Source organism: Variovorax boronicumulans (genome assembly GCF_030812215.1).
GTDB classification, from domain to species: Bacteria; Pseudomonadota; Gammaproteobacteria; order Burkholderiales; family Burkholderiaceae_C; genus Variovorax; species Variovorax boronicumulans_C.
Genome location: NZ_JAUSSG010000004.1, coordinates 1 through 23,087, shown reverse-complemented (window position 1 = coordinate 23,087; position 23,087 = coordinate 1). Strand labels below are relative to the sequence as shown.

Genomic DNA, 23,087 nt, shown 5'->3' with positions numbered 1-23,087 from the left:
CCCATGTCCTTCGCTCCCCGCACCCTCTTCGACAAGATCTGGCAGCCGCACGTGGTGATGCAGCGCGACGACGGCCAGAGCCTGCTGTACGTCGACCGCCACCTGGTGCAGGACGGCTCCGCGCCCGCCTTCGAGATGCTGCGCCAGCGCGGCCTTCCGGTACGCCGCCCGGACCGCGCCTTCGCCACGCCCGACCACTACGTGCCCACCGGTTCGCGCGCGCTCGCCGACATTGCCGACCCGGAGAAGCGTGCGATGGCAGAGGCGCTGAAGGACGACAGCGCGGCCGCGGGCATCCGCTTCTTCGGCCTCGACGATTTGCGCCAGGGCATCGTGCATGTGGTGGGTCCGGAGCAGGGCCTGAGCCTGCCGGGCAGCGTGATCGTCTGTGGCGACAGCCACACCGCCACGCACGGTGCGCTCGGTGCGCTTGCCTTCGGCATCGGCGCTTCGGAAGTGGCGCATGTGCTCGCCACGCAGACCCTGTGGCAGCGCAAGCCCCGCACGCTGCGCGTGACCATCGACGGACGCCTGTCCGAAGGTGTCTCGGCCAAGGACATCATCCTCGCGGTCATCGCGCGGCTCGGCGCCGCGGGCGGCACGGGGCACGTCATCGAGTATGCGGGGGAGGCGATCCGCGCGCTCTCGATGGCCGGGCGCATGACGGTGTGCAACATGTCCATCGAGGCCGGTGCGCGCGCGGGCATGGTGGCGCCCGACGACACCACCTTCGAATGGCTGGCCGGCCGGCCCGAGGCGCCGCAGGGTGCGGCGTGGGATGAGGCTGTTGCGCGCTGGCGCGAATTGCCCGGCGACGAGGGCGCGGTGTTCGACACCGAACTGCGCCTCTCGGCCGGCGACATCGCGCCGATGGTGACCTGGGGCAACAGCCCCGAGGACGCCTTGCCGATCACCGGCCGTGTGCCCGACCCCGCCGAGGCCGCCACTGCCGAGCGCCGCGCATCGATGCAGCGCACGCTCGCCTACATGGGCCTGCAAGCAGGGCAGATGCTCGACGAGGTCGCGGTCGACCGCGTCTTCATCGGCTCGTGCACCAACGGCCGCATCGAGGACATGCGCAGCGCCGCCGATGTGGTGCGAGGCAGGCGCGTGGCCGAGGGCGTGGAAGCCTGGGTCGTGCCCGGCTCCGGCCTCGTGAAGCAGCAGGCCGAGGCCGAGGGGCTCGATGCCGTGTTCCGTGCGGCGGGCCTGCAATGGCGCCATGCCGGCTGCTCGATGTGCCTGGGCACGAACGGCGACCAGGTGGCCGCGGGCCAGCGCTGCGCCTCGACCTCCAACCGCAACTTCGTCGGCCGGCAGGGGCCGGGTTCGCGCACGCACCTCATGAGCCCGGCGATGGCCGCCGCCGCCGCCATTACCGGACGGCTGACGGACGTGCGCCGTCTGCTCGCATCGCACTGACGACAACCTTCGAACGGCCATTCCATGGAAGCTTTCACACGACTCGAAGCGCTGGCGGTGCCGCTGGCACGCGCCAACATCGACACCGACCAGATCGTGCCCGCGCTGTACCTGCAGAAGCCGCGCTCCGACAACTTCGGCGACTATCTTTTCCACGACGTGCGGCATGACGCGCACGGCCGGCGACGCGACGAATTCGTGCTCAACGCGCCGGTGTATGCCGATGCACGCATCCTGGTGGCCGGGCCCAACTTCGGCTGCGGCTCGTCGCGCGAGCACGCCGTCTGGGCGCTGTACGACGGAGGCTTTCGCGCGGTGATCGCGCCGAGCTTCGGCGACATCTTCTTCAGCAACGCATTGAAGAACGGCCTGCTGCCGGTGCGGCTGCCCCAAGCGGTGGTGCAGCGGATGCTCGACGACCTGCTCGCGGCGCCGGGAACTCGCATGACCGTCGACTTGCGCACGCAGACCGTCGCCGGTCCGGGCGGCCGCGTCGAGCCCTTCCGCATCGATCCGTTTCCGCGCCAGTGCCTGCTCGAAGGGCTGGACGAGATCGACTACACGCTGGCGCAGCACGCGGCCATCGACGCATTCGAGCAAGGCCGCGAGCGCGGCGCGGCTCCTCTTTGAAGTGTGAACCTGAAAGGTTTGAAATGAAGATTGCAGTGATGCCGGGCGACGGCATTGGCCGCGAGGTCACGGCGCAGGCCGTGAAGGTGCTCAAGGCGGTGGTGGGCAGCGGCCAATCCCTGGAGCTGGTGGAAGCGGCGATCGGGCAGGCCGGCATCGATGCCGCCGGCGATCCCCTGCCGGCGGCCACGAGCGAGATCGCGCGCAAGGCCGACGCCATCTTGTTCGGCGCGGCCGGCATGCCCGGCGACGAGGAGATCCCGTTCATGATGCGGCCCGGCGCGAGCCTGTTGCGCCTGCGCAAGGAACTGGGGCTGTTCGCCAACTTTCGCCCGGCCTTCCTGTTCCCCGAACTGATCGGCGCTTCGACACTCAAGCCCGAAGTGGTCGACGGGCTCGACCTGATGATCCTGCGCGAGCTCACCGGCGACGTGTATTTCGGCGAGCCGCGCGGCAGCGGCCTCAATGCCAGCGGCGAGCGCGAAGCCTTCAACACGATGCGCTATTCGGAACCCGAGGTGGAGCGCATCGCGCACGTCGCATTTCGCACCGCGCGCGCGCGCAGCCGCAAGCTCTGCTCGGTCGACAAGGCCAACGTGCTCGAGGTGATGCAGCTGTGGCGCGAGGTGGTCACGCGCGTGGGCAAGGAATATCCGGACGTCGAGCTCACGCACCTCTTCGTCGATGCGGCCGCAATGCAACTGATGCGCGCGCCGAAGCAGTTCGACGTGATCGTCACCGGCAACATCTTCGGCGACATCCTCTCGGATGCCGCCGCGATGCTCACCGGCTCCATCGGCATGCTGCCCTCGGCGTCGATGGCGGCGGGCACCTTTGGGTTGTACGAGCCGGTGCATGGCACCGCGCCCGACATCGCGGGCAAGAACCTGGCGAACCCGCTGGCCTCGATCCTGTCGATGGCGATGATGCTGCGCTTCTCGTTCGATCAGCCCGGCAATGCCGGACGCGTGGAGGGCGCGGTGCGCCGCGTGCTGGCCGAGGGCCTGCGCACAGGCGACATCTTCCAGCCCGGCTGCACCCGCGTGGGTACCGAGGAGATGGGCGATGCGGTGGTTGCCGCGCTGGCAAATCTTAGTAGCTAGCGCAGCACCAGCACCGGAATGTGCGAGTGCGTGAGCACATGCAGCGTCTCGCTGCCCATGAGCAGGCGCGCGAGGCTGCGGCGTCCGTGGGAGGCCATCACGATGAGATCGCATTCCTGGTTCTTCGCGGTCGCGACGATGGCCTCGGCGACCTGGTTCGATTTCATGACGATGGCCTGCGCATTGCGAACGCCTTTGTCGAGCGCGGTGGCTGCCACCCTGTCGACGAGGCGCTGCGCGGCCCGGTTCGTCTGCTCCTGCGTGGCTTCGATGTCACGCTGGCTCAGCATCATCGAGCCTTCGAAGTAGCCGAAGGGCTCGATGTGCGCGACGTTGACGGCCACCAGTTCCGCGCCGCTCAGCACGGCCAGGTCGATGGCGGCGGCGACCGCCTGTTCCGACAGCGCGGAGCCGTCGGTGGCGACAAGAACACGCTTGTACATGGCAGGCTCCTTGGCCCCCGGCACCGCGGGTGCCCTCGCAATTCAGTCTAGTTCGCGGGGCCCGGCCTTCAAGGCGGGCGCGTGGGTCGCCGCCTCTAAAAACGCGGACGCGCGAACGCGCGCTGCTCAGTTGCCGCGCTTGGGCCAGTGATGGCGTGTGCCGCCCGCGCGGCGGTCGGCCTTTTCGGGCACCACGCCCTGTGCGCTCAGCTCGGTGCCGCGCACTTCGAGCCGGCGCAGGCACTGGAGAAAGATCTCGATGTGCGCGGCATCGATGCCGTCGAGCAGTTCGGTGTTGAGGCTTGCGACGCGGGGAAACAGCTCGCCGAAGAGTTGCCGGCCCGAAGGGCTCAGGCGCACATGCACTTCGCGGCGGTCCTCCGTGTCCTGGCGGCGCTCGACCAGCTTCTTCTCGGTGAGGCTGCGCAGGCCCCGCGAGGTGCGCACGCGGTCCAGGTCGAGCCGCTGCGCGAGCGCCGAGGGCGTGATCTCGCCGACTTCGGCGAGCGTGCCGATCATTCCCCACTCGCGGCGCGTGATGCCGAAGCCGCCCTCGACCATGCGGGTCACCATGCCGCCGCCGGCGCGCGCCGCACGCGACAGCCGGTAGAGGAGCAGGTCGTTGAGGGAACGGGGAGCGCGCAATGCGCCTGCATCGGGAAAAACTGACATGGAGATCGCAAGGTGTTGTGGCCGCGCCGCCTCGGCTGCCGATGATGGATTAGATCAACTATTTGTTACCTAGTTATAAATAAAGTAACAAAAACCGGCCTGTCGCCGGAAGCAGGAGATCTCGTGGCCATTGTCTTTTCCCGGCGAAAGCTCACAGCGTGGGGCATCGCCGCCCTGGCCTGTTGCGCCGGTTTCGCAGCGCAAGCGCAAAACCTGGACGGGCCGCTCACGCTCGTCGTCGGCTATGCGCCGGGCGGCAGCACCGACCGCATGGCGCGGCTCATCGCGGAGCGGCTGAGCCCGAAGATCGGCGTGCCGGTGACGGTCGAGAACCGCCCCGGCGAAGGCGGCAGGCTGGCGGCCAAGCAACTGCGGCGCGCAACGGCCGCCGAAAACGTGCTGATGCTCGGCAACCCCGCCGTGATGGTGATCGCGCCGCTCGTGATCAAGGACGCGGGCTACGACCCCGACAAGGACTTCGTGCCGGTCTCCCAGGTCAGCAGCTACGACTTCGCGCTGGCCGTGGGCAACAAGCTGCAGCTCGACCGTGCGATGTTCCTGGTGGGCCGGCTCTGGGCGCACCCGGAAGAAGCGGTCTTCGGCGTGCCGGCCACCGGCAGCTTGCCGCACTTCTTCGGCCTCATGGTGGGCGATGCATTGAGCGTGCAGCCGCAGATCAAGGGCTATGGCGGCTCGGCGCCGCTGGCGGCGGACCTGAGCGGCGGCTCGCTGCCGATCGCGATCGACACCATGGACTCGCTCTACGCGCAGCACGTGGCCGGCAAGATCCGCATCCTGGCCGTGTCGGGCAAGAAGCGCGCGAGCTTCGCGCCCTCGGTGCCGACCTTTCGCGAGGCCGGCATGAAGATCGATGCCGACGGCTGGAACACCTTCTTCGCGCCGAGCACGATGCCGCAGCCGAAGGTGCAGCTGCTGGCCACGAAGATCCGCGAAGTCATGCAGGACCCGGGTCTGCAGAAGGCGGCCGATGCGCTCTACATCACGCCTGTCGTGAGCACCGCCGCGGAGACCGCGCAGATGCTCAAGAACTACCGCCAGCAATGGGAGCCGGTGGTGCGCCGCTCCGGCTTCGCGCCCTGATTGCCGCGGCAGCGCCGGCCTTGGAGAACTAGGCGGATCGCAGCGGCGGCAATCGCCGCGGGATCGTGTGCGCCTTCACGATCGAGGTGTTCGTCTCGGCCTTCGCCGCGATGCGATCGAGGATGCCGTCCAACTGCTCCAGCGATTGCAGGAAGAGCCGCGCGATGAAGCAGTCTTCCCCCGTGACCTTGTCGCATTCGCAGAACTCCGGCGTGTTCTCGATCAGCTTCTGCACCGCCTGCAACTGACCCGGCAAGGGACGGATGCGCACGATGGCCTGGAACTGGTAGCCGAGCGCCTTGGGGTTCAGCGCCAGCGTGTAGGCGCGGATCACGTCGCGCTCTTCCAGCCGCCGCAGCCGCTCGGCCACGCTGGGCGAAGAAAGGCCCACCTGCTGGGCGAGGTCCTTGAGCGACATGCGCGCGTTGGCGCCGAGCGCGGTCAGGATGTCCTGGTCGATGTCGTCGAGCATGGTGCGATCTCCGGTGATTCGAGAAACGAGCCTAATTTTCGATGGCAATCGGGTGCCGTTGCCTTTTTTAAAGCATTCTCATCCGTTGCCAAAGCTGGCACGCTTCACGCCATGCAAATCAAGCTTCGCGGCGCGCTCGAGATGAGCGCCGCCATGGTGATTTCCGGAACCATCGGATGGTTCGTGGTGCGCTTCAACCAGCCGCTGGTCGACGTGCTGTTCTGGCGCTGCGTGTTCGGCGCCGCCACGCTGCTGGTCGCATGCGCCGCGCTGGGCGTGCTGCGACGCGGCCTCACGCCGCGCACCTTCGCGCTGGCCGCGTTCGGCGGCGTGGCGCTGGTGGTCAACTGGCTGCTGATCTTTGCGTCGTTCCCGCGCGCATCGATCTCCATCGCCACCGCGGTCTACAACACGCAGCCCTTCATGCTCGTCGCGCTCGGTGCGCTGCTGTTCTCCGAGCGGCTGACGGCGATGAAAGTGGGCTGGCTCTGCATCGCCTTCGCCGGCGTCGTGCTGGTGGCGCAGGCCAAGGGCGGTGGCGGCGCCGATGGCTCGGCCTATCTCTCGGGCGTGCTGATGGCACTGGGCGCCGCCTTCTGCTACGCGGTGGCCGCGATCGTTGCGAAGAAGCTCGGCGACATGGCGCCGCACCTCATCGCGCTGATACAGGTCTGCGTGGGCATCGTCATGCTCGCGCCGTTCGCGCATCTGCGGGCGCTGCCTACCGATGCGGGCACCTGGGGCGTGCACCTCACGATGGGCGTGATCTACACAGGGCTCGTGTTCATCCTGCTGTACGGCGCGATCCAGAAGCTGCCGACAACGGTGGCCGGCGCGCTGTCGTTCATCTATCCGCTGGTGGCGATCGGCGTGGACTTCGTGGCCTTCGGCCAGCGGTTGACGCCGGCGCAGCTTGCAGGTGCGGCGGCCATCCTGATCGCGGCGGCGGGCATGACCTTCGGGTGGACATTGCCCGGCCTGTCGCGGCGGTCGGCCACCGTCGAGGAGCGCTGATTCACCGGGGGCGAACGCCCGCCGGCTGCAGATGCCGCTGCAGCCAGCTCCGCATGATCGTGCGCCGCTCGGTGCCGGCGGCTGCGTCGAGAAAGGCTTCCGCATCCACCCTGGACAGGGGCTCGGATCGCGTCAACGTGGTCGCCACGGATTGCACCTGCAGCCAGAGCGCGCCGCAATGAACGCACGCATGGATCGTGAGTTCGTACGCGTCGACCCGGCCGAGATACGCCTCGGTCGGGTCGCGCCCGGGCGTGCCGCAGCAGGTCCATTCCAGCGTCATGTCTTGCGGCTGCCGCGCCGCATTCGCCCATCCCGCAAAGCGGGACCAGAGGCTTGTTCTTGCTTGCATTTCGATGTTCTGACGACTGCGCTGCATGGTGCTTCGGGGAGCGAAGCCGGAGCAGGCAGCCTATCGGGTTGCGCGTAAAAAAGGCGAAAAAACAGAGAGCATCACTCGGCGTGTGCCGGGCTGGCCGTGCGGCCACTCCATCGCGCGGCCGCCCGCTTCACCAGCAGATAGAACAACGGCACGAAGAAGATCCCCAACGCCGTCGCCGCGAGCACGCCGCCGAACACGCCGGTGCCGATCGCAGTCTGGCTGCCCGAACCCGCGCCGGTGGCGAGCGCCAGCGGGATCACGCCGGCCAGGAACGCGAGCGAGGTCATCAGGATCGGCCGCAGCCGCAGGCGTGCGCCTTCGGCCACCGCTTCGAGCAGCGGTACCCCGCGCCGCAGCGCCGCTTCCGCGAACTCGATGATCAGGATCGCGTTCTTGGCCGACAGCCCGATGGTCGCGAGCAGGCCGACCTGGAAGTAGATGTCGTTCGACAGCCCGCGCAGCGCCGCCGCGATCACCGCGCCGAGCACGCCCAGCGGAATGACCAGCATCACCGAGAACGGCACCGACCAGCTCTCGTAGAGCGCCGCCAGGCACAGGAACACCACGAGGATCGACAGCGCGAACAAGAGCGGCGCCTGCCCGCCCGAGAGGCGTTCCTGGTAGGAGAGCCCGCTCCATGCGTAGCCCGTGCCGCTCTGCTTCTTTGCGACGGTCTCGATGGCGCCCATGGCCGTGCCCGAACTCACGCCCTGCGCGGCGGCGCCCTGGATCTGCACGGCCGGTACGCCGTTGTAGCGCTCCAGCTGCGAAGCGCCCTGGCTCCAGCGCGTGGTGGCGAAGGCGGAGAACGGCGTCATCGCGCCGGTCGCGCCGCGTACCGACCACTGGCGGATGTCTTCCGGTGCCGAGCGGTAGGGCGCATCGGCCTGCACGTACACGCGCTTCACGCGGCCGCGGTCGATGAAGTCGTTCACGTAGTTGCCGCCCCAGGCGGTGCCCAGCGTGGAGTTCACGTCGTCCAGCGACAGGCGCAGCGCCGAGGCCTTCAGCTGGTCGATGTCGACCTGCAGCTGCGGCGTGTTGGCGATGCTGTTGGCGCGCACGGACTGCAGGCGCGTGTCTTTCTTTGCGTCGCGCACGAGCTTCTCGCGCGCCTGCACCAGCTTTGCCGCGCCCATGCCCGAGGTGTCCTGCAGCCAGAACTCGAAGCCGTTGGATTCGCCGAGTCCTTCGATGGGCGGCGGCACCATGCCGTGGACCTCGGCGTCGCGCTGCTGTGCCGAGAGCGCGGTGCCGGCGCGTTCGCTGATGGCCTGTGCGCGCTGGTCCGCGCCACGCCGCTCGGACCAGTCCTTGAGCGAGACAAAAGCCATGCCCTGGTTCTGCCCCGAGCCGCCGTAGCTCCAGCCCGAGATCGTGAAGATCGTGTCGGTGGTGTCCTTCTCGGCTTCGAGAAAGTGTTTCTCGACGGCACGGTTCACCGCGTCGGTGCGGCCCTGCGTGGCGCCCGCCGGCAGCGTCAGCTGCACCATCACGCTGCCCTGGTCTTCCTCGGGCAGGAAGCCGCCGGGCAGGCTGAGGTAGAGCGCGCCCATGCCGGCCACGATGGCCAGGTAGATGGCGGCAAAGCGCCAGGGCTTGCCGAGCATGCGGCCCAGCAGCCCGACGTAGCGCCCCTGCGCCGCGTCGAAGCGGCGGTTGAACGCACCGAGAAAACCTCTTGTGCGCGGCGCCGTGCCGGCCTTCAGGAAGCGCGCGCACAGCGCGGGAATCAGCACGATGGCGACCACCACCGAGAGCGCCATCGACGCGATGATCGTCACCGAGAACTGCCGGTAGATCACGCCCACCGAGCCGCCGAAGAACGTCATCGGCAGGAACACCGCCGACACCACCACCGCGATGCCTATCAGCGCGCCGGTGATCTCGCCCATCGACTTGATGGTGGCGGCCTTCGCGTCGAGCCCTTCTTCATGCATCACGCGCTCGACGTTCTCCACCACCACGATGGCGTCGTCCACCAGGAGGCCGATGGCCAGCACCATGCCGAACAGCGTCAGCACGTTGATCGAATAGCCGAAGGCGGCCAGCACGCCGAAGGTGCCCAGCAGCACCACCGGCACGGTGATCGCGGGAATCACCGTGGCGCGCCAGTTCTGCAAGAAGAGGAACATCACGACCACCACCAGCGCGATGGCTTCGAGCAGCGTCTTGATGACCGACTGGATCGAGATCTTCACGAAGCGCGTCGTGTCTTCGGCATAGGCCACGCGCAAGCCGGCGGGCAACGACGATTCCAGTTCGGCAATGCGCGCCTTCACCGCGTTGGCGGTGGTGAGCGCGTTGGCGCCCGGCGCGAGCATCACGGCCGAGCCCGCGGCCGGGTGGCCGTTCAGGCGCGTGGTCTCCGAGTACGACTCGCTGCCGATTTCCACCCGCGCCACGTCGCCCAGCCGCACCACGGCGCCATCGGCCTGCGTCTTGAGCACGATGCCGCGGAACTGCTCGGGCGTCTGCAGCCGCGAGAGCGCCGTGACCGTGGCGTTGAGCTGCTGCTTCGCCGACGAAGGCCGCGCGCCGATCTCGCCCACCGACACCTGCGTGTTCTGCGCGGCGATGGCGGCCGTGACGTCCGAGGGCATGAGCTGGTAGCTCGCGAGCCGGTGCGGATCGAGCCAGATGCGCATCGCATACGCCGCGCCGAAGGCCTGCACCGAGCCCACGCCGTCGACGCGGCTGATCGGGTCGCGCAGGTTGCTGGCCATCCAGTCGGAGATGTCGGTGTCGGTGCGGCGGTCGGTCTCGTCGTAGAGCGCCACGATCAGGAGGAAGTTGTTCTGCGACTTCGCCACCGTCAGGCCCTGCTGCTGCACCGCCTGCGGCAGGCGGCTGGTGGCCTGGCTGATCTTGTTCTGCACCTGCATCTGCGCGGTGTCGGGGTCGATGCCCTGGCGGAAGGTGACGCTGATCTCGGCCCAGCCGGCGGAGCTGCTCGTCGACTTGAAGTACAGCAGCCCGTCGATGCCCTTCAGCTGCTGCTCGATGACCTGCGTGACGCTGCTCTCCAGCGCCTGCGCCGAGGCGCCGGGGTAGTTGGCGGAGACCACGACCGTGGGCGGCGCGATGTCCGGGTACTGCGACACCGGCAGCGTGCGGATGGCCACGCCGCCCGCCAGCATGATGAGGATGGCAATGACCCAGGCGAAGACCGGGCGCTGGATGAAGAAATTCGCGATCACTGCTGTCTGCTTGTCTTGTTTTTCATTCGGCGGCGGTGGTGGCCGTCTCCAGGGGCACCGGCACCGGCTTCACTTTCTCGCCGGGGTGCGCGCGCTGCAGACCGTCGACCACGAGGCGGTCGCCTTCGCGCAGGCCCTTGGTCACGATCCACTGGTCGCCCGACGCGCTGCGCACTTCGAGCGGCCGCAGCTCGACCTTGTCGCCCGCGCCGACGACCAGCGCGGTCGGCTCGCCCTTTTCGTCGCGGCTCACGCCGCGCTGGGGCGCGAGGATGGCGTGGCGCTCCACGCCGGCTTCCACCTGTGCGCGCACGTACATGCCGGGCAGCAGCAGCCCTTGCGGGTTCGGAAATTCCGCGCGCAGCGTGACCGAACCCGTCGCGGCATCGACGCCGACCTCGGTGAACTTCAGCGTGCCTTCGTGCGGATACGGCAGGCCGTCTTCCATGCGCAGCGTCACGCGCGTGCTGGCCGGCGCCATGTCGCCCGAGATGAAACGGCGCTTGAGCTTCGTCAGCTCCAGGCTCGACTGGATGACGTCGACGTAGATCGGATCGAGCCGCTGTATCGTCGCCAGCGCCGTCGCCTGCCCCGGCGCGACGAGCGCGCCCTCGGTAATGGACGAGCGCCCGATGCGCCCCGCGATGGGCGCGGTGATGCGCGTGAATTCGAGGTTGATGCGCGCCGCCTTCACCGCCGCCTGCGCGGCCTTCACGCCCGCCTGGGCCTGCGCGAGCGCGGCCTGGGCCTCGTCGTGTTCCTGCCGGCTGACCGCGTTGGCCTTGACGAGTTCGCCGTGCCGCTCGGCCTTGCTGCGCAGGCTTGCGATGCTGGCCTGGGCGGTGGCCAGCGAGGCCTCGGCCTGTTCGTGCGCAGCCTCGAACGGACCGGGTTCGATCTCGTAGAGCACCTGCCCCGCGCGGACCATGCCGCCTTCCTCGAAGAGGCGCTTGCGCACGATGCCGTTGACCTGCGGGCGCACCTCCGACACGCGGAAGGCGGCGGTGCGTCCGGCGAGTTCGGTGAGCACCGGCACGTCGCCGGCGTGCAGCGTCACCACGCCGACTTCGCCCGGCGCGTCGGCGGCGGTGGAGGCCGGCTTGCCGCCGCAGGCCGCGAGTGCGAGCGAGGCGAGCAGGGAAAGGGAGAGCAGGAGCTTGGAGGTCATGAGCGTCTGGGGCGTCCGGAATCGCGGTGCGAGCCTGTCCGGCGCAGTCCGGGAAAACCCCGGTTGCACGTCGATATTGCACCTGAATGGTGCATTCTGCCTGTGGCGCGGAACCGCGATACGGCGCATGGGCATGGCCTCCGTAGGGGCAAGCAAAACGAAAAAAAGCCAACGCTCACACAGCCTTGCGGCTGTGCGGGGCGTTGGCGGGGCGCCGGCGCGAAGGCCGGCGATCTGGCTGGAAGGGCGCTCCCGCCTCACCGCTCGCGCGGCGAGGCGGAGCCGGAACTAACTGGCGCGTTGCTGGCGCCGGCCCAGTGCGAACACCGAGTTCGGCGCGTCCACGACGAACGGCTTGCGCACCGGCGTGCCGACCACGGTGGTCCGCCTGCTGCCGGCCGCGCTGGTGGCGGCCTGCACGCCCTTGGCCTTCTGTTCGTCGACCAGGCTTTGCAGCGAGATCGACTTCAGGAACTCGACGGCCCGCAGGTTGACCGAGGCCCAGAGGTCGTCGACTTCGCAGCGGCCGGAGTCGTCTACATCCCCGCCCGCGCGGCGGCGCGTGGTCTCGTTGCCGTGGTCCTCGATGGAAAGCACGATGTCCGCCACGCTGATGAGCGCGGCCTTGCGGCTGAGCGAGTAGCCGCCGCCCGGACCCCGCGTCGATTCGACCAGGTCGTTGCGGCGCAGCTTGGCGAACAGCAGTTCCAGGTACGACAGCGAGACCCGTTGGCGCAGGCTGATCGAAGCCAGCGTGACCGGGCCCGAGCGGCCGTGCAGTGCGATGTCGATCATCGCGGTGACCGCAAAGCGGCCCTTGGTGGTGAGGCGCATGGAAGGTTCCCTTCTTGAGCGTTACTCGTCCCGGCTGCCGCCCATGCCCAAGAGGGCCAGCAGCGCCTGGAACACGTTGTAGATGCTGAGATAGACGCCCAGCGTGGCGGAGATGTAGTTGGTCTCCAGGCCGTCCTTCACGCGCTTGAGGTCATGCAGGATGAAGGCCGAGAAGATGCCGATGGCGGCGACCGCCAGCGTCATCATCAGCGCGCTCGACTGGATGAAGAAGTTGGCGATGCCGGCCACCAGCAGCAGGATGGCGCCGATGAAGAGCCACTTGCCCATGGCCGACAGGTCGCGCTTGATGACCGACGACAGCGTGGCCATGCCCAGGAAGATCGCGCCGGTGCCGGCAAAGGCCGTCATCACCAGGTTTGCGCCGTTCGAGAGACCCAGCACCGAGCCCACGAGGCGCGACAGCATCACGCCCATGAAGAAGGTGAAGGCCAGCAGCACCGGCACGCCGGCGGCCGAGTTCTTGGTCTTCTCGATGGCGTACATGAAGCCGAAGGCGCCGCCGAGGAACACCATGAGGCCGATGCCCGGCGACATGGCGCGCGCGAGGCCGGTGGAGACGCCGATCCAGGCGCCGAGCACGGTGGGCACCATCGACAGCGCGAGCAGCCAGTAGGTGTTGCGAAGAACGCGGTTGCGTTCCTGGGCCGACGCGACGGGTACGTCGAAGCCGGGGTGGTAGGTGGGTTGACCGTTGTTCATTCTGATTCCTTGATCGGGCGTCCCGACGAAGCGGGTACGCGGTAAATGGCACGAGAGGGGGCGGTGTTCGCGATGCGGGCGCGGTTGCCGGAATGCGGCGACGCGGTCGGATCGGGAAGAAGGCGGGAGCCGCAAAGGCTCCAGTCGCGGCGGAGCCTTAGGCGACCAGGGCGGGGGCGCGGGGTGGCCGCTTGGGCCGATCGAGGAGCGGCGAAAGCGCGGGCGTCAGGGCGAGGCCGCGTGGTTGCTCGGAGAGGAAAAGCGGCACCGCCAAGGGATGGCGGGCGTCGACCAGTTCGACGTGTTCGGAGCCTGCCTCGTCATGCGATGGCAATTCGTCCGACAGGTCCATGGCATCGATCAGCAGTGCATCGGAGAGCGCCATGCTGCTCGTGCAGGTCTGCATGTCGGCCGTGGCATGCGCGGAATGACCGGCGCCCACGAACCCCTGCGCAAACACGGCAAAGCCGTAGAGCGACAGCATGAGGGCGAGGACAGTAGCGGCGAACCAACGTGACATGAAGTCGCCATTTTACCCGTCGCCCCTTGCCGGGCTTTCGGGCGGGTTGTTTCACCGACCGGGGCGGTCGGACGTTTCAGGCCCTTTCGGCCGCGGGGGGCGCGTCGTCCCCGGGTTGCAGCCACTCGCGCGCATGGGTGCGCAGCGCGTCGATCTGCAGCCAGACCAGGGCCAGTTCGGTGTGGATGGTGCGTTCCGCCGCGCCGGCATCGCCCGCCGGCGCGGTGGCGGCCGCAAGGGCCGCGCGCACGGCGGGTTCGGTGGCGGGATCGTCCGCGATCGCACCGCCCTGCAGCCCGCCGGCCAGCGCTTCGAGCGCCGCCGCCGCGCCTTCGGCCGCGTCGCGCAGCACCGCCATGTGCGGCGAATCGGGCAGCGCGGCGCGGTGCGCGCCGAGCGCCGACAGGTAACTCAACAGCGTGTGCGAACGGATGAGAAAGCGCAGCGCAATGCCCGCGCGCGGCCGCACGTAGCCCGGCTCGCGGAACATGTCCGACACCGCCGTCGACAGCGCCGCATCGGCGTTGTGGTCGTTGCGCCGCGCGAGGCGGTAGTCGAGGTGGTCGCGCGGACCGGTGCCGTACTGCTCGACGATCCGGCGCAGATACCCCGCATGGCTGCGCATGGCCGTGGCCGCCAGTTCGTTGATGCGCCGCGCCTGCCAATGCGGCAGCACCAGCAGCACCGCGAGGCCGGCGATGGCGCTGCCGATGGCGGTGTCGACCAGCCGCGGCACGAGCAGCAAGCCGCTGTCGCCCACCTGGTTGAAGCACATCAGCACCAGCAGCGTCATCGCGGCCGTCGCGAGAAGGTAGCGCGTGGCGCGTGTCGCGAAGAACAGCACGCCCGCCACCACTGCGATCACCGACTGCACCAGCGGCTGCGGAAAGAGCTGCAGCAGCGCCCAGCCGGCCACCACGCCGAGGGCCGTGCCGGCGATGCGCTGGCCCATGCGCGAGACGGTATCGCCAAAGGTCTGCTGGCAGACGAACAGCGTGGTCAGCAGGATCCAGTAGCCCTGCGCGGGGTGGATCAGGTGCATCACGCCGTAGCCCGCGACGAGCGCGATCGCGAGCCGCAGCGCGTGGCGAAACAGCGGCGAGCGCGGCGTGAGCTGCCGCCGCACGCGCTCCACCGCATCGCGCCACGAACGCGGCGAGCGGTTGAAGAGGCCCATCTCGGTCCGGCCCGCGCGGGCCGACGGCTGGCTCGCACCGGCGAGTTGCCCGTCGAGCTGCGCGAGGTTGCGCGCGAGCGCCTCCACCGAGGCCAGGAGCGCGAGCCGTTCCGGCGTGGTCGCCCGCGCCCGCTCGTGTTCGATGGCACCGCGCAGGTCGGCCAGTGCCTGCACGGTTTCCTCGCCCACCTCGAAAGGCTCGCGCCGCGCGATCGAGCTGGCAAGCCGCTGGCACGCCAGCCCCTGCAGGCCGAGCACGCGCTGGCAGCGGTACAGAAGATCGCTGTGGAAGAACGCGTCGGCCAGCGCGTTGTAGTCGTCGTGCGAGGAACTCGCGCGTTCGTGCACGTCCTGCGCGATGAGGTAGAGCCCGCGGTAGCGCGAGATGCGCCCGGTCGGCGCCCGCGCACCGATGCGGCGGAAGATGCTTTCCTTCGCGGCATTCAGCTCGGTCACCACTTCGGCGTTGAGTTGCGCGAGCGAGAGCCGCTTCTGTTCGATGTCGATGCCCCGCAGCGGCTCGAAGAGCGACGCCTTGAAGCGCACGAAGTTGCCGAGCACGGTGAACAGCGTGACCAGCCGCGCCTGCACCGGCTGCGCCGGAAAGGCCGCGCACCACAGCACCGAGAAGACGCCATACCAGCCGGCACCGGCCAGCAGCAGCAAGGATTCGCGCCCCCGACCGTGGCCTTGCGCGCCCTGGTTCTCGATGCCGAGCGTGGCGTACATCGCGAGGATCAGCGTCGCATAGGCGATGGCCTTGTAGCGGGCCTCCACCGCGCCCAGCATCGTGAGCCAGAAGGCGGCGAACGCGAGCCCGGCGATGAAGAGCACCGGCCGGCCGAACAGCGCCTCGACCGAGAAGGACAGCACCGCGAAGCAGGCCTGCGTCACGAGCTGCGCGCGAAGGCGGCCGCGCCAGCTGTCGTCGGTCTCGGCGAGCGCGCTGGCGATGGCGCCGAGGAACAAGGGAATCACCGCATCGGTGTGGCCGGTGTAGCCGCACACCGCCATCAGGCTGCCGAGGGTGAGAAAAATGCGCAGCGGCTGTGCGCGGGAAGCAAAGGAACGCAGGCGCTGGCGCAGCGCATCGGGAGACAGGGGGAGCATGGCTGCGATCTTGCACGATGCATGCCACGAGGCCGGCGAGCCTTCGGGCCCTCGAGTCAGGCTTGTGGCGGCGCCTCCCACGCGAACCCCACCCCGTACACCGAGCGGATCCAGTCGTGCAGGGGCGACACCGCGCCCAGCTTGCGGCGCAGGTTCTTCACATGGCTGTCGATGGCGCGCTCGGTCACGTCCACCGTGTCGTCATAAGCGAGCTCCAGCAGCCGCGCGCGCGAGAAGATGCGGCCCGGGTGCCGCGACAGCACCTGCAGCAGCCCGAACTCGCGGCGCGTGAGGTTCAGCGGCGTGCCTTCGAGCGAGGCGCGCCAGTGCACGTCGTCGAGCACGAGGCCCGGCGCACCGCCCTGCGGGGCCTGCCCGGGCGCGCTGCCAGGCGCCGTGCGCCGCAGCACGGCACGCACCCGCGCCACCAGCTCGCGCGGCGAGAAGGGCTTGCACACATAGTCGTCCGCACCAAGCTCCAGGCCGAGCAGGCGGTCGACCTCCTCGATGCGCGCGGTGAGCATGATGATCGGATGCGCCGTGTGCTCGCGCGCGCGCCGCAGCACCTCGATGCCGTCCAGCCGCGGCAGCATGATGTCCAGCAGCGTCAGGTCGGGCGGCGAGGCAACGATGCTGTCGAGGGCACTCTGCCCGTCGGAGAAATGCGCGGTTTCGTAGCCGCTGTGGCGCAGGTAGTCCTGCACCACCGAGGCGATGTCGATCTCGTCCTCGACGATGACGATGCGTGTCATGCGGATGCCGCCAGTGGAAGGGTGATGGTCATGCGCACCCCGCCGAGCGGCGATGGAGCGGCCTCGATGCTGCCGCCATGCGCCTCGATGGTCGCGCGGCAGATCGAGAGGCCGAGGCCCGAGCCGCCGAGTGCGCGGCTGCGCGAGGTTTCGCCGCGGAACAGGCGGTCGAAGAGCCGCGGCATTTCTTCGTCGGGCACGCCGGGTGCGCTGTCGTCGAACAGCAGCGTGAGGCAGTTGCCGGTCCACGCGCCTTCGATGGTCGCGTCGATGCGCAGCCGGCCGCCCGCATCGGTGTAGGCCAGCGTGTTCTCCAGCAGGTTCATGAAGACCTGGTGCAGCCGGTGCGCATCGCCGTCGATCACCGGCTGGGCCGATGCGGCGATGCGGTCGATCGCGTCCCGGTTGACCGCGATGCCGCGCTGGGCGAAGCGGTCGCGCGTGTGGTCCAGCGCCTCTTTCAGCAGCGTGAGCGGAAACACGGCGGTGGTGAGCAAGTCGTTCTGCGGTTCGCGCATGCTGCTGCGCAGGTCGTCGACCAGCTGGCCGAGCCGGATCACCTGCCGGTGCATGCGCAGCGCGGTGCGTTCGTCGAAGGTGCGCACGCCGTCCTGCAGTGCCTCGATTTCCGCGCGCATCGCCGCGAGCGGTGTGCGCAGCTCGTGCGCCGCATCGGCCAGCCAGGCGCGCCGCGAGGCCTCGATCTTGTCCAGGCGCTGTGCCATGTCGTTGAAGGTCTTGCCCAGCAGCGCGAGTTCGTCGGAGCCATGGACCGTCACGCGGGTGGAAAGCCGCCCGCGCGCCACGTCCTGCGCCGCCTGCGTCAGCGCGTCGATGGGCTTGAACCAGCGGCGCGCGAGCAGCCACGACAGCACCAAGGCGAAGGCGAGACCGCACATGCCGGTGAGCGCGATCACGCCCGACTGGCGTGCGAGGAAGGCGCGATCGGCTTCGCTCTCGAAGCCCTGCGCGGGCGCGAGCGCCAGGTAGCCGACGACCGAGCGCCCGCGCCGGATCGGCAGGCGCGCGGCGTTCTCGAAATCGATGGTGGCGCCGACCACCGGTGTGCCGTGTGCGTCGAGCACGGCCAGGCGCTGGTAGATCGAATCGGCCGCCGAGCGTGGGTCGGGAAAGAACCAGGGCGGCGGTGGCATCGAGAAGCGCCGGGGCAGCAGGTCCAGCTGCGGCGAGGCGGCCGAAGAGGAGGCCGGGGGCAGCGGCGGCGGCGGTGCTCCGCTGTCGGGGTCGCCATCGCTCCGGGTGGTGCCCTGCACGCGGCGCTCGTACCAGGGCGGAAGCCGCCGGTCGTCGGGGCTGGCCGCACCGTCGAGCACGCCCGCCAGCTGGCCCATGCGCAGGCGGTGCCAGGCCTCGTCGTTGTCGCGCAGCTTCTTCCAGTCGCCGTTGGCGATGTAGTGCTTCAAGAGGAGCTGGGAGAGCCAGTCCATGCGCCGGATCTCGATCTCGGCGACGTAGGCGCCCAGGCCCCGCTGCAGCGCGATGATGGAAAAGCCCACGAAGCTGAGCAGCAACACGACCAGCAAGGCGGCCAGCGCCAGGAAGATCTTCCGGGAGAGTGTCAGACGCGGCATGGGGGTTCGTTCACGCCTTCTCAGGCATGGCCGCATTCTGCGGCATGCGTTTCGGGCAGGCGGGCGTCATAGGCAAGCGGCGGATCATGGCGGGCAAATGGGGAGAAATCTGGGAGGAATCTGGGAAGAATCCGCTCGGGTGGCCCTCCCACATTTCTCCCGATTCGAAACGCACGATGCCTGCCCATGAACCCGGCCACGCATCGTCCCCGCCACAGAATCCTCCATGCCTTTGCCGCCGTCGCGCTGGCCTGGGCCAGTCCGGCGCACTGCGCGCCGGCGCGTCCCGCCTGGTCGTGGGCCGATGTCTGGTCCGACCCCGGCATGGACCTGCTCCTTCTGTGGCTCACGGCGGTCTTCTGGGTGGTCACCCATGTATGGACGCTGCTGGTCGTCTGGGCGGAGGCGCGCGCCACACGGGCCAGGGCGCCGGGCGCCGAGGCCGAGGAGGAAAGCGCATGAGCGGCATCGCGCAATCCGCCAAGGACTGAGCGTTGCAGACCGCGATGCCGTCTCACAGCGAAACCGCCTGGATGCATCCCGTGGCGACGCCATCGACCGGCGGGTTGCCGTTGGTCCAACGCCTCATGGGCCTGCTGGCCTTCAGTGGCCTGGCACTGGGCGCCTGCATCGCCGCGCGTGGGGGATGCGGCGAGCGCCTTCCGGCCGAGGGGCGCAACGCGAGCCTCTCGACCCTGGCGCCGATCATGCGCACCGGCCCGGCCACGCCGCGCGATGCCGCGTGCCGCGCTCAGGCAGGCCGCTCCGCGAAACTGAAGCCCACGCCGTAGATCGAGCGGATCCAGCCGTGCGAGGGCGCCACGGCCGTGAGCTTCTTGCGCAGGTTCTTGATGTGCCCGTCGACCGCGCGCTCGTTCACATCGAGCGCTTCCGGAAACGCGGCCTCCAGCAGCTTCGAGCGCGTGAACACCCGCCCCGGATCGCGCGACAACGTGCGCAGCAGCAGGAGCTCGCGGCGGGTGAGATCGAGCGCGTGCCCCTCCAGGTGCGCGCCGCCATGCGCGTCCCGGAACGACACCGACTTCGACGGTGCCGCAGAAGCCCCGTCGCGCTGCGCATGGCGGCGCAGCACTGTGTGCACGCGCGCCACCACCTCACGCGGCGAGAACGGCTTGCAGACATAGTCATCGGCGCCCAGGTCGAGCCCGCGCAGGCGGTCGACCTCGCGCGTGCGTGCCGTCAGCATGATGATCGGATGGTCGCTGTGCGAGCGCACCTTCTGCAGCACCTGCAGGCCGTCGATCTGCGGCAGCGCCACGTCGAGCAAGGTGAGCGCGGGCGGCGAACTCAGGATGCGGTCGAGCGCCGCCGCGCCGTCCCCGATGTGCTCGACCTGGTGGCCGGCGTTGTGGAGGTGGTCCAGCAGTGAAAAGGCGCTGTCGCGCCCGTCTTCGACCATCAGGATGCGGCTCATGGCGTGGTCCCTTTCCTCAAAAGGAAGTTCCGATCTGGAACTGGAAACGCTGCGTGCGGTCCGCCGCGATGCCATTGGCGGTGTCGACCTTCTGGTAGGCGAGCGGCACCGCATAGGCCAGCCGCAGCGGGCCCAGCGGCGAGATCCAGCTGATGCCCAGCCCCGCCGAGGCGCGAATGCGGTTCTGCGCCTTCCACTGCGCATCGGTCATGCTCGCGGTGCGGTCGGCGAACACGTTGCCCGCATCGAAGAAGGTGTAGAGCCTGAGCGACCGGTCGTTGCCCGCGCCGGGGAAGGGCGTGCTGAACTCCATGTTGAAGATCGCGCGGCGTGTGCCGCCGAGCGAACCACCGGTGACGGCATCGACCGGCCCGAGCGAGTTCTGCTCGAAACCGCGAATGGAACCGAGCCCGCCCGCGTAGAAGTTCTTGAAGATCGGGAAGGTGCTGCCGCCCAGCGCCTTCGCATAGCCGAGCTGGCCGTTGATGGCCAGCGTGTACTGCTTGGAGAGCGCGAAGTACTGCTGGTACTGGTAGTCGGTCTTCAGGTAGCGCAGCGCACTGCCCACGCCCACCTCGAGGTTCGCGCGCTGCAGGCGCCCGGTGGTCGGCACCAGCGCGCTGTCGCGGTCGTCGCGGGACCACCCCACCGTCGCGGGAATGCCCACCACGTTGCTGCCGCTGCACACCACGCTCGGCGCGGTGCCGGTGCACTTGAAGTAGTCGAGGTAGGCCTGCGGCGTGCCGGTGTAGACGTAGGAGCCGTCGACCAACGTGTACGCGCCGTTGGTGCCGGGCGTGAACGAGTAGCGCTCCACGCCGATGCCAAGGAACACCGTGTCCAGTTCGCCCACCGGCAGCCCGAAGCGCACCGAGCCGCCATCGCTCGCGAGCTTGTAGTTGCCGTCGGCCTCGTAGTAGGGCCGCGTGGTCGTGTGAAAGACGTTGAGCGTGCGCGAGATGCCGTCTTTCGTGAAGTACGGGTCGGTGGCGGTGAGCGAGATCGTGCGGTTGTACGAGCTGGTGTTGACCTGCAGCCCGAGGTAGTTGCCCGAGCCGAACACGTTCTCCTGCGTGATGCCGAAGGTGAGCGAGATCTTGTCGGTCGACGAGTAGCCCGCGCCCAGTTGCAGCGAGCCGGTGGGCTTCTCGGCCACGTTGACCGTGAGGTCGATCTGGTCGTTGCTGCCGGGCACCTCGGCGGTCTCCACGTTCACCTCGGTGAAGTAGCCGAGCCGGTCGACGCGGTCGCGCGAGAGCTTGATCTTGTTGCCGTCGTACCAGGCGCCTTCGAACTGCCGGAACTCGCGGCGGATCACCTCGTCGCGCGTTCGCGCGTTGCCGCCGATGTTCAGCCGCCGCACGTAGACGCGCCGCGCGGGTTCCGCCTTCAGCACCATCGTGACGCGGTGGTTGGCCCGATCGATGTCGGGTTCTGCCTTCACCCGCGCGAACGCGTAGCCGAAGGTGCCGAAGTAATCGGTGAAGGCCTTGGTGGTGGCGGCCACGTCCTCGCCGTTGTAGGGCGCGCCGGGGCGTACCGTCACGAGGGTCTTGAACTCGTCTTCGCGGCCGAAATAATTACCTTCGAGCCGCACGCCGGCCACCGCGAACTTCTCGCCCTCGGTGATGTTGAGCGTGAGGTCGATCGACTGCCGGTCCGGCGAGATGGCGACCTGCGTGGAGTCGATGCGGAACTCCAGGTAGCCGCGCGTGAGGTAGTAGGAGCGCAGCGTTTCCTGGTCGGCGGCGAGCTTGCTGCGCGAGTACTGGTTCGACTTGGTGTACCAGTCGAGCCAGCCGCCGCTGTCCTGGTCGAACAGGTCGAGCAGCGTGCTCTCGCTGAAGGCCTTGTTGCCGACGACGCGCACGCTCTTGATGCGCGCGGACTCGCCTTCGGCGACGGTGAACGTCAGGTTGACGCGGTTGCGCTCCAGCGGCGTGACGGTGGTCACGACCTCGGCGTTGTAGAGGCTGCGGCTCACGTACTGGCGCTTGAGCTCCTGCTCGGCGCGGTCGGCCAGCGCCTTGTCGTAGGGGCGGCCTTCGGCGAGACCGATTTCGCGCAATGCTTTCTGCAGCGCGGACTTCTCGAACTCCTTGGTGCCGACGAAGTCGACATCGGCGACCGTGGGACGCTCTTCCACGATGACCACGAGCACGTTGCCATCGACGTCGATGCGCACGTCCTTGAAAAGACCCAGTTCGAACAGCGCGCGAATGGCCGCGCTGCCGCGCTCGTCGCTGTAGTTGTCGCCGGCCTTGATGCCGAGGGTGGAAAAGACGGTGCCGGGCTCGACGCGCTGCAGGCCTTCGAGGCGTATGTCGCGAACGGTGAAAGGGTCGGCCGCCCATGCGGGAACGGCGGCCATCGAAACGAGCAGTGCAGCGATGGCCGCGAGGGACTTGGGGAAATGCATCGCCGCATGGTCTTCGGCAATGTCGGAGAAATATGGGACGCTTTCTGGGGGCTTTGGTAAAGGCTGTTACTGCAACCCCATGGCGCGCATGACGGGCCATCGCACAGGCGGTTGCTGTTCGTTTCTTTCGCGGAAGTTCTGCAGATGCATCTCCATCGACAGGTCGCCCTGGATGTCGAGCAGGCGCTGCACGGTGCGTTCGACGGCCTGGGCATCGAGCAGCGGATAGGTGCGCGCGGTGCGACCGTTGTTGCGCACGAGCCGCGCGATGTAGGGCAGGTCTTGCTGCGTGATGACGGCGGCGGGCATGACGCCTTCGAGCTCCACGCCTTCGCAGGGCAGGAGCACGAAGTACTGCAGGCGCAGGTCATCGGGCAGCAGGCTGCGAAGCTGCGTCGTCTTGCGCCCGCCTTGCCATGCGGGGTCTTTCACTTCGCGTGCGCGTGCGCATCCGTTGAGCCGCAAAAACCAGCGCGGCGGGGCCTCGTCGGATTTCTTCCGGTAGACGAAGGCGTTGCGCCATGCCTTGATCTCGAACAGGTACACACCGGTCTCGCACACGATGACGGCATCGATGCGCGCCGTGGGAACCGCGCATCCCGAAGGCATCGGGATGATGAGGTTGCGAAGAATGCGCAAGTGAGAAAAGGCCGGGGTGAATGCGTTGGACAGCTGCTGTATGCCCAGCGATGCGGCGACGGTGCTTTGCAAAACAATGGTCATGTGGACTCCTTCGGAATGGCGAAGCATTGCTGGGCTTTTGGGAGACTTTTAGTACGTGCTCGTTTGGGGGGCGCGGGGGGGGGGGGGGGGGGGGGCCCCCCCCCCCCCCCCGGGGGGGGGGGGGGGGGCGCGGCCGCACACCTACCCGGGGCGTTCCCACCCCGCCCGGCCCGGGTGGACGATGGCCAGCGCGCGCGT

22 protein-coding genes are annotated in these 23,087 nt (G+C 68.7%); 7 read left to right on the top strand and 15 right to left on the bottom strand.

Translation table 11 applies throughout. From position 1 onward, the window contains the following. Positions 1 to 3: 3 nt before the first annotated feature. The 3 genes from leuC to leuB are packed head-to-tail and all read left to right on the top strand — an operon-like array spanning position 4 to position 3,155. On the top strand, positions 4 to 1,422 hold the full coding sequence (gene leuC / locus J2W23_RS12045; protein WP_307648900.1) for a 3-isopropylmalate dehydratase large subunit: 1,419 nt from the start codon (positions 4 to 6) through the stop codon (positions 1,420 to 1,422). Positions 1,423 to 1,446: 24 nt separating this feature from the next. After that, complete coding sequence (leuD, locus tag J2W23_RS12040) at positions 1,447 to 2,052, top strand: 3-isopropylmalate dehydratase small subunit (RefSeq protein ID WP_307648899.1); 606 nt, start codon at positions 1,447 to 1,449, stop codon at positions 2,050 to 2,052. Between the two features lie 23 nt (positions 2,053 to 2,075). Then, entirely contained in the window at positions 2,076 to 3,155 is a 1,080-nt protein-coding gene (leuB, locus tag J2W23_RS12035) for a 3-isopropylmalate dehydrogenase (protein ID WP_307648898.1), read from the top strand. Here the strand turns inward: leuB and J2W23_RS12030 are convergent. After that, the gene (locus J2W23_RS12030; RefSeq protein WP_307648897.1) at positions 3,152 to 3,598 is read right to left on the bottom strand and encodes a universal stress protein; all 447 of its coding nucleotides are present in this window, start codon (positions 3,596 to 3,598) and stop codon (positions 3,152 to 3,154) included. The genes leuB and J2W23_RS12030 overlap by 4 nt on opposite strands. A 126-nt stretch (positions 3,599 to 3,724) precedes the next feature. Then, entirely contained in the window at positions 3,725 to 4,270 is a 546-nt protein-coding gene (locus J2W23_RS12025) for a MarR family winged helix-turn-helix transcriptional regulator (protein WP_176659327.1), read from the bottom strand. 123 nt (positions 4,271 to 4,393) lie between these two features. On the opposite strand from J2W23_RS12025, the gene J2W23_RS12020 reads away from it, so the two are divergent. After that, the gene (locus J2W23_RS12020; protein WP_176659328.1) at positions 4,394 to 5,371 is read left to right on the top strand and encodes a tripartite tricarboxylate transporter substrate-binding protein; all 978 of its coding nucleotides are present in this window, start codon (positions 4,394 to 4,396) and stop codon (positions 5,369 to 5,371) included. Positions 5,372 to 5,399: 28 nt separating this feature from the next. On the opposite strand, the gene J2W23_RS12015 is transcribed toward J2W23_RS12020, so the two are convergent. After that, on the bottom strand, positions 5,400 to 5,843 hold the full coding sequence (locus J2W23_RS12015) for an Lrp/AsnC family transcriptional regulator (RefSeq protein WP_176659329.1): 444 nt from the start codon (positions 5,841 to 5,843) through the stop codon (positions 5,400 to 5,402). A 111-nt stretch (positions 5,844 to 5,954) separates the two neighbouring features. On the opposite strand from J2W23_RS12015, the gene J2W23_RS12010 reads away from it, so the two are divergent. After that, positions 5,955 to 6,857 (top strand): DMT family transporter, encoded by a 903-nt coding sequence (locus J2W23_RS12010; RefSeq protein ID WP_307648896.1) that lies wholly within the window; start codon positions 5,955 to 5,957, stop codon positions 6,855 to 6,857. Position 6,858: 1 nt separating this feature from the next. On the opposite strand, the gene J2W23_RS12005 is transcribed toward J2W23_RS12010, so the two are convergent. The 9 genes from J2W23_RS12005 to J2W23_RS11965 form a co-directional block, all read right to left on the bottom strand. Beyond that, positions 6,859 to 7,209 (bottom strand): hypothetical protein, encoded by a 351-nt coding sequence (locus tag J2W23_RS12005; RefSeq protein ID WP_307648895.1) that lies wholly within the window; start codon positions 7,207 to 7,209, stop codon positions 6,859 to 6,861. A 101-nt stretch (positions 7,210 to 7,310) separates the two neighbouring features. Next, the gene (locus tag J2W23_RS12000; RefSeq protein WP_307648894.1) at positions 7,311 to 10,439 is read right to left on the bottom strand and encodes an efflux RND transporter permease subunit; all 3,129 of its coding nucleotides are present in this window, start codon (positions 10,437 to 10,439) and stop codon (positions 7,311 to 7,313) included. A 22-nt stretch (positions 10,440 to 10,461) separates the two neighbouring features. Continuing rightward, positions 10,462 to 11,607, bottom strand: a complete 1,146-nt coding sequence (locus tag J2W23_RS11995) for an efflux RND transporter periplasmic adaptor subunit (protein WP_307648893.1) — start codon at positions 11,605 to 11,607, stop codon at positions 10,462 to 10,464. 288 nt (positions 11,608 to 11,895) lie between these two features. Continuing rightward, positions 11,896 to 12,441, bottom strand: coding sequence for an Rrf2 family transcriptional regulator (locus tag J2W23_RS11990; RefSeq protein ID WP_176659333.1), 546 nt, complete (start codon positions 12,439 to 12,441; stop codon positions 11,896 to 11,898). Positions 12,442 to 12,462: 21 nt separating this feature from the next. After that, entirely contained in the window at positions 12,463 to 13,161 is a 699-nt protein-coding gene (locus J2W23_RS11985; protein WP_307648892.1) for a Bax inhibitor-1/YccA family protein, read from the bottom strand. Positions 13,162 to 13,318: 157 nt separating this feature from the next. Beyond that, the gene (locus tag J2W23_RS11980) at positions 13,319 to 13,645 is read right to left on the bottom strand and encodes a hypothetical protein (protein WP_176659335.1); all 327 of its coding nucleotides are present in this window, start codon (positions 13,643 to 13,645) and stop codon (positions 13,319 to 13,321) included. 112 nt (positions 13,646 to 13,757) lie between these two features. Further along, a complete protein-coding gene (gene yccS / locus J2W23_RS11975) occupies positions 13,758 to 15,968 on the bottom strand; it encodes a YccS family putative transporter (protein ID WP_307648891.1) in 2,211 nt (736 codons plus the stop codon). Positions 15,969 to 16,024: 56 nt separating this feature from the next. Further along, entirely contained in the window at positions 16,025 to 16,720 is a 696-nt protein-coding gene (locus J2W23_RS11970; protein WP_176659337.1) for a response regulator, read from the bottom strand. Beyond that, entirely contained in the window at positions 16,717 to 18,312 is a 1,596-nt protein-coding gene (locus J2W23_RS11965) for an ATP-binding protein (RefSeq protein ID WP_307648890.1), read from the bottom strand. The genes J2W23_RS11970 and J2W23_RS11965 overlap by 4 nt, the downstream gene beginning before the upstream one ends. Positions 18,313 to 18,636: 324 nt before the next feature. Here J2W23_RS11965 and J2W23_RS11960 point away from each other — a divergent pair, with 324 nt between their 5' ends. Together J2W23_RS11960 and J2W23_RS11955 are read left to right on the top strand one after the other, a co-directional pair. Continuing rightward, entirely contained in the window at positions 18,637 to 18,774 is a 138-nt protein-coding gene (locus tag J2W23_RS11960) for a hypothetical protein (RefSeq protein WP_307648889.1), read from the top strand. A gap of 44 nt (positions 18,775 to 18,818) precedes the next feature. Then, positions 18,819 to 19,103, top strand: coding sequence for a hypothetical protein (locus J2W23_RS11955; RefSeq protein ID WP_307648888.1), 285 nt, complete (start codon positions 18,819 to 18,821; stop codon positions 19,101 to 19,103). Here J2W23_RS11955 and J2W23_RS11950 read toward each other — a convergent pair. From J2W23_RS11950 to J2W23_RS11940, 3 genes are all read right to left on the bottom strand, one after another. Beyond that, complete coding sequence (locus tag J2W23_RS11950) at positions 19,064 to 19,747, bottom strand: response regulator (RefSeq protein WP_176659340.1); 684 nt, start codon at positions 19,745 to 19,747, stop codon at positions 19,064 to 19,066. The two genes, J2W23_RS11955 and J2W23_RS11950, sit on opposite strands and share 40 nt — an antisense overlap. A 16-nt stretch (positions 19,748 to 19,763) precedes the next feature. Next, positions 19,764 to 22,166 (bottom strand): outer membrane protein assembly factor BamA, encoded by a 2,403-nt coding sequence (bamA, locus tag J2W23_RS11945; RefSeq protein WP_307648887.1) that lies wholly within the window; start codon positions 22,164 to 22,166, stop codon positions 19,764 to 19,766. A 66-nt stretch (positions 22,167 to 22,232) separates the two neighbouring features. Then, complete coding sequence (locus J2W23_RS11940) at positions 22,233 to 22,889, bottom strand: nuclease-related domain-containing protein (RefSeq protein ID WP_307648886.1); 657 nt, start codon at positions 22,887 to 22,889, stop codon at positions 22,233 to 22,235. Positions 22,890 to 23,087: the final 198 nt, after the last annotated feature.

Coding starts and splice junctions, on each gene's coding strand:
- leuC (WP_307648900.1), top strand. CDS start 4: ATGTCCTTCGCTCCCCGCACCCTCTTCGACAAGATCTGGCAGCCGCAC.
- leuD (WP_307648899.1), top strand. CDS start 1,447: ATGGAAGCTTTCACACGACTCGAAGCGCTGGCGGTGCCGCTGGCACGC.
- leuB (WP_307648898.1), top strand. CDS start 2,076: ATGAAGATTGCAGTGATGCCGGGCGACGGCATTGGCCGCGAGGTCACG.
- J2W23_RS12030 (WP_307648897.1), bottom strand. CDS start 3,598: ATGTACAAGCGTGTTCTTGTCGCCACCGACGGCTCCGCGCTGTCGGAA.
- J2W23_RS12025 (WP_176659327.1), bottom strand. CDS start 4,270: ATGTCAGTTTTTCCCGATGCAGGCGCATTGCGCGCTCCCCGTTCCCTC.
- J2W23_RS12015 (WP_176659329.1), bottom strand. CDS start 5,843: ATGCTCGACGACATCGACCAGGACATCCTGACCGCGCTCGGCGCCAAC.
- J2W23_RS12010 (WP_307648896.1), top strand. CDS start 5,955: ATGCAAATCAAGCTTCGCGGCGCGCTCGAGATGAGCGCCGCCATGGTG.
- J2W23_RS12005 (WP_307648895.1), bottom strand. CDS start 7,209: ATGCAAGCAAGAACAAGCCTCTGGTCCCGCTTTGCGGGATGGGCGAAT.
- J2W23_RS11995 (WP_307648893.1), bottom strand. CDS start 11,607: ATGACCTCCAAGCTCCTGCTCTCCCTTTCCCTGCTCGCCTCGCTCGCA.
- J2W23_RS11990 (WP_176659333.1), bottom strand. CDS start 12,441: ATGCGCCTCACCACCAAGGGCCGCTTTGCGGTCACCGCGATGATCGAC.
- J2W23_RS11985 (WP_307648892.1), bottom strand. CDS start 13,161: ATGAACAACGGTCAACCCACCTACCACCCCGGCTTCGACGTACCCGTC.
- J2W23_RS11980 (WP_176659335.1), bottom strand. CDS start 13,645: ATGCTGTCGCTCTACGGCTTTGCCGTGTTTGCGCAGGGGTTCGTGGGC.
- yccS (WP_307648891.1), bottom strand. CDS start 15,968: ATGCTCCCCCTGTCTCCCGATGCGCTGCGCCAGCGCCTGCGTTCCTTT.
- J2W23_RS11970 (WP_176659337.1), bottom strand. CDS start 16,720: ATGACACGCATCGTCATCGTCGAGGACGAGATCGACATCGCCTCGGTG.
- J2W23_RS11965 (WP_307648890.1), bottom strand. CDS start 18,312: ATGCCGCGTCTGACACTCTCCCGGAAGATCTTCCTGGCGCTGGCCGCC.
- J2W23_RS11960 (WP_307648889.1), top strand. CDS start 18,637: ATGGACCTGCTCCTTCTGTGGCTCACGGCGGTCTTCTGGGTGGTCACC.
- J2W23_RS11955 (WP_307648888.1), top strand. CDS start 18,819: ATGCCGTCTCACAGCGAAACCGCCTGGATGCATCCCGTGGCGACGCCA.
- J2W23_RS11950 (WP_176659340.1), bottom strand. CDS start 19,747: ATGAGCCGCATCCTGATGGTCGAAGACGGGCGCGACAGCGCCTTTTCA.
- bamA (WP_307648887.1), bottom strand. CDS start 22,166: ATGCATTTCCCCAAGTCCCTCGCGGCCATCGCTGCACTGCTCGTTTCG.
- J2W23_RS11940 (WP_307648886.1), bottom strand. CDS start 22,889: ATGACCATTGTTTTGCAAAGCACCGTCGCCGCATCGCTGGGCATACAG.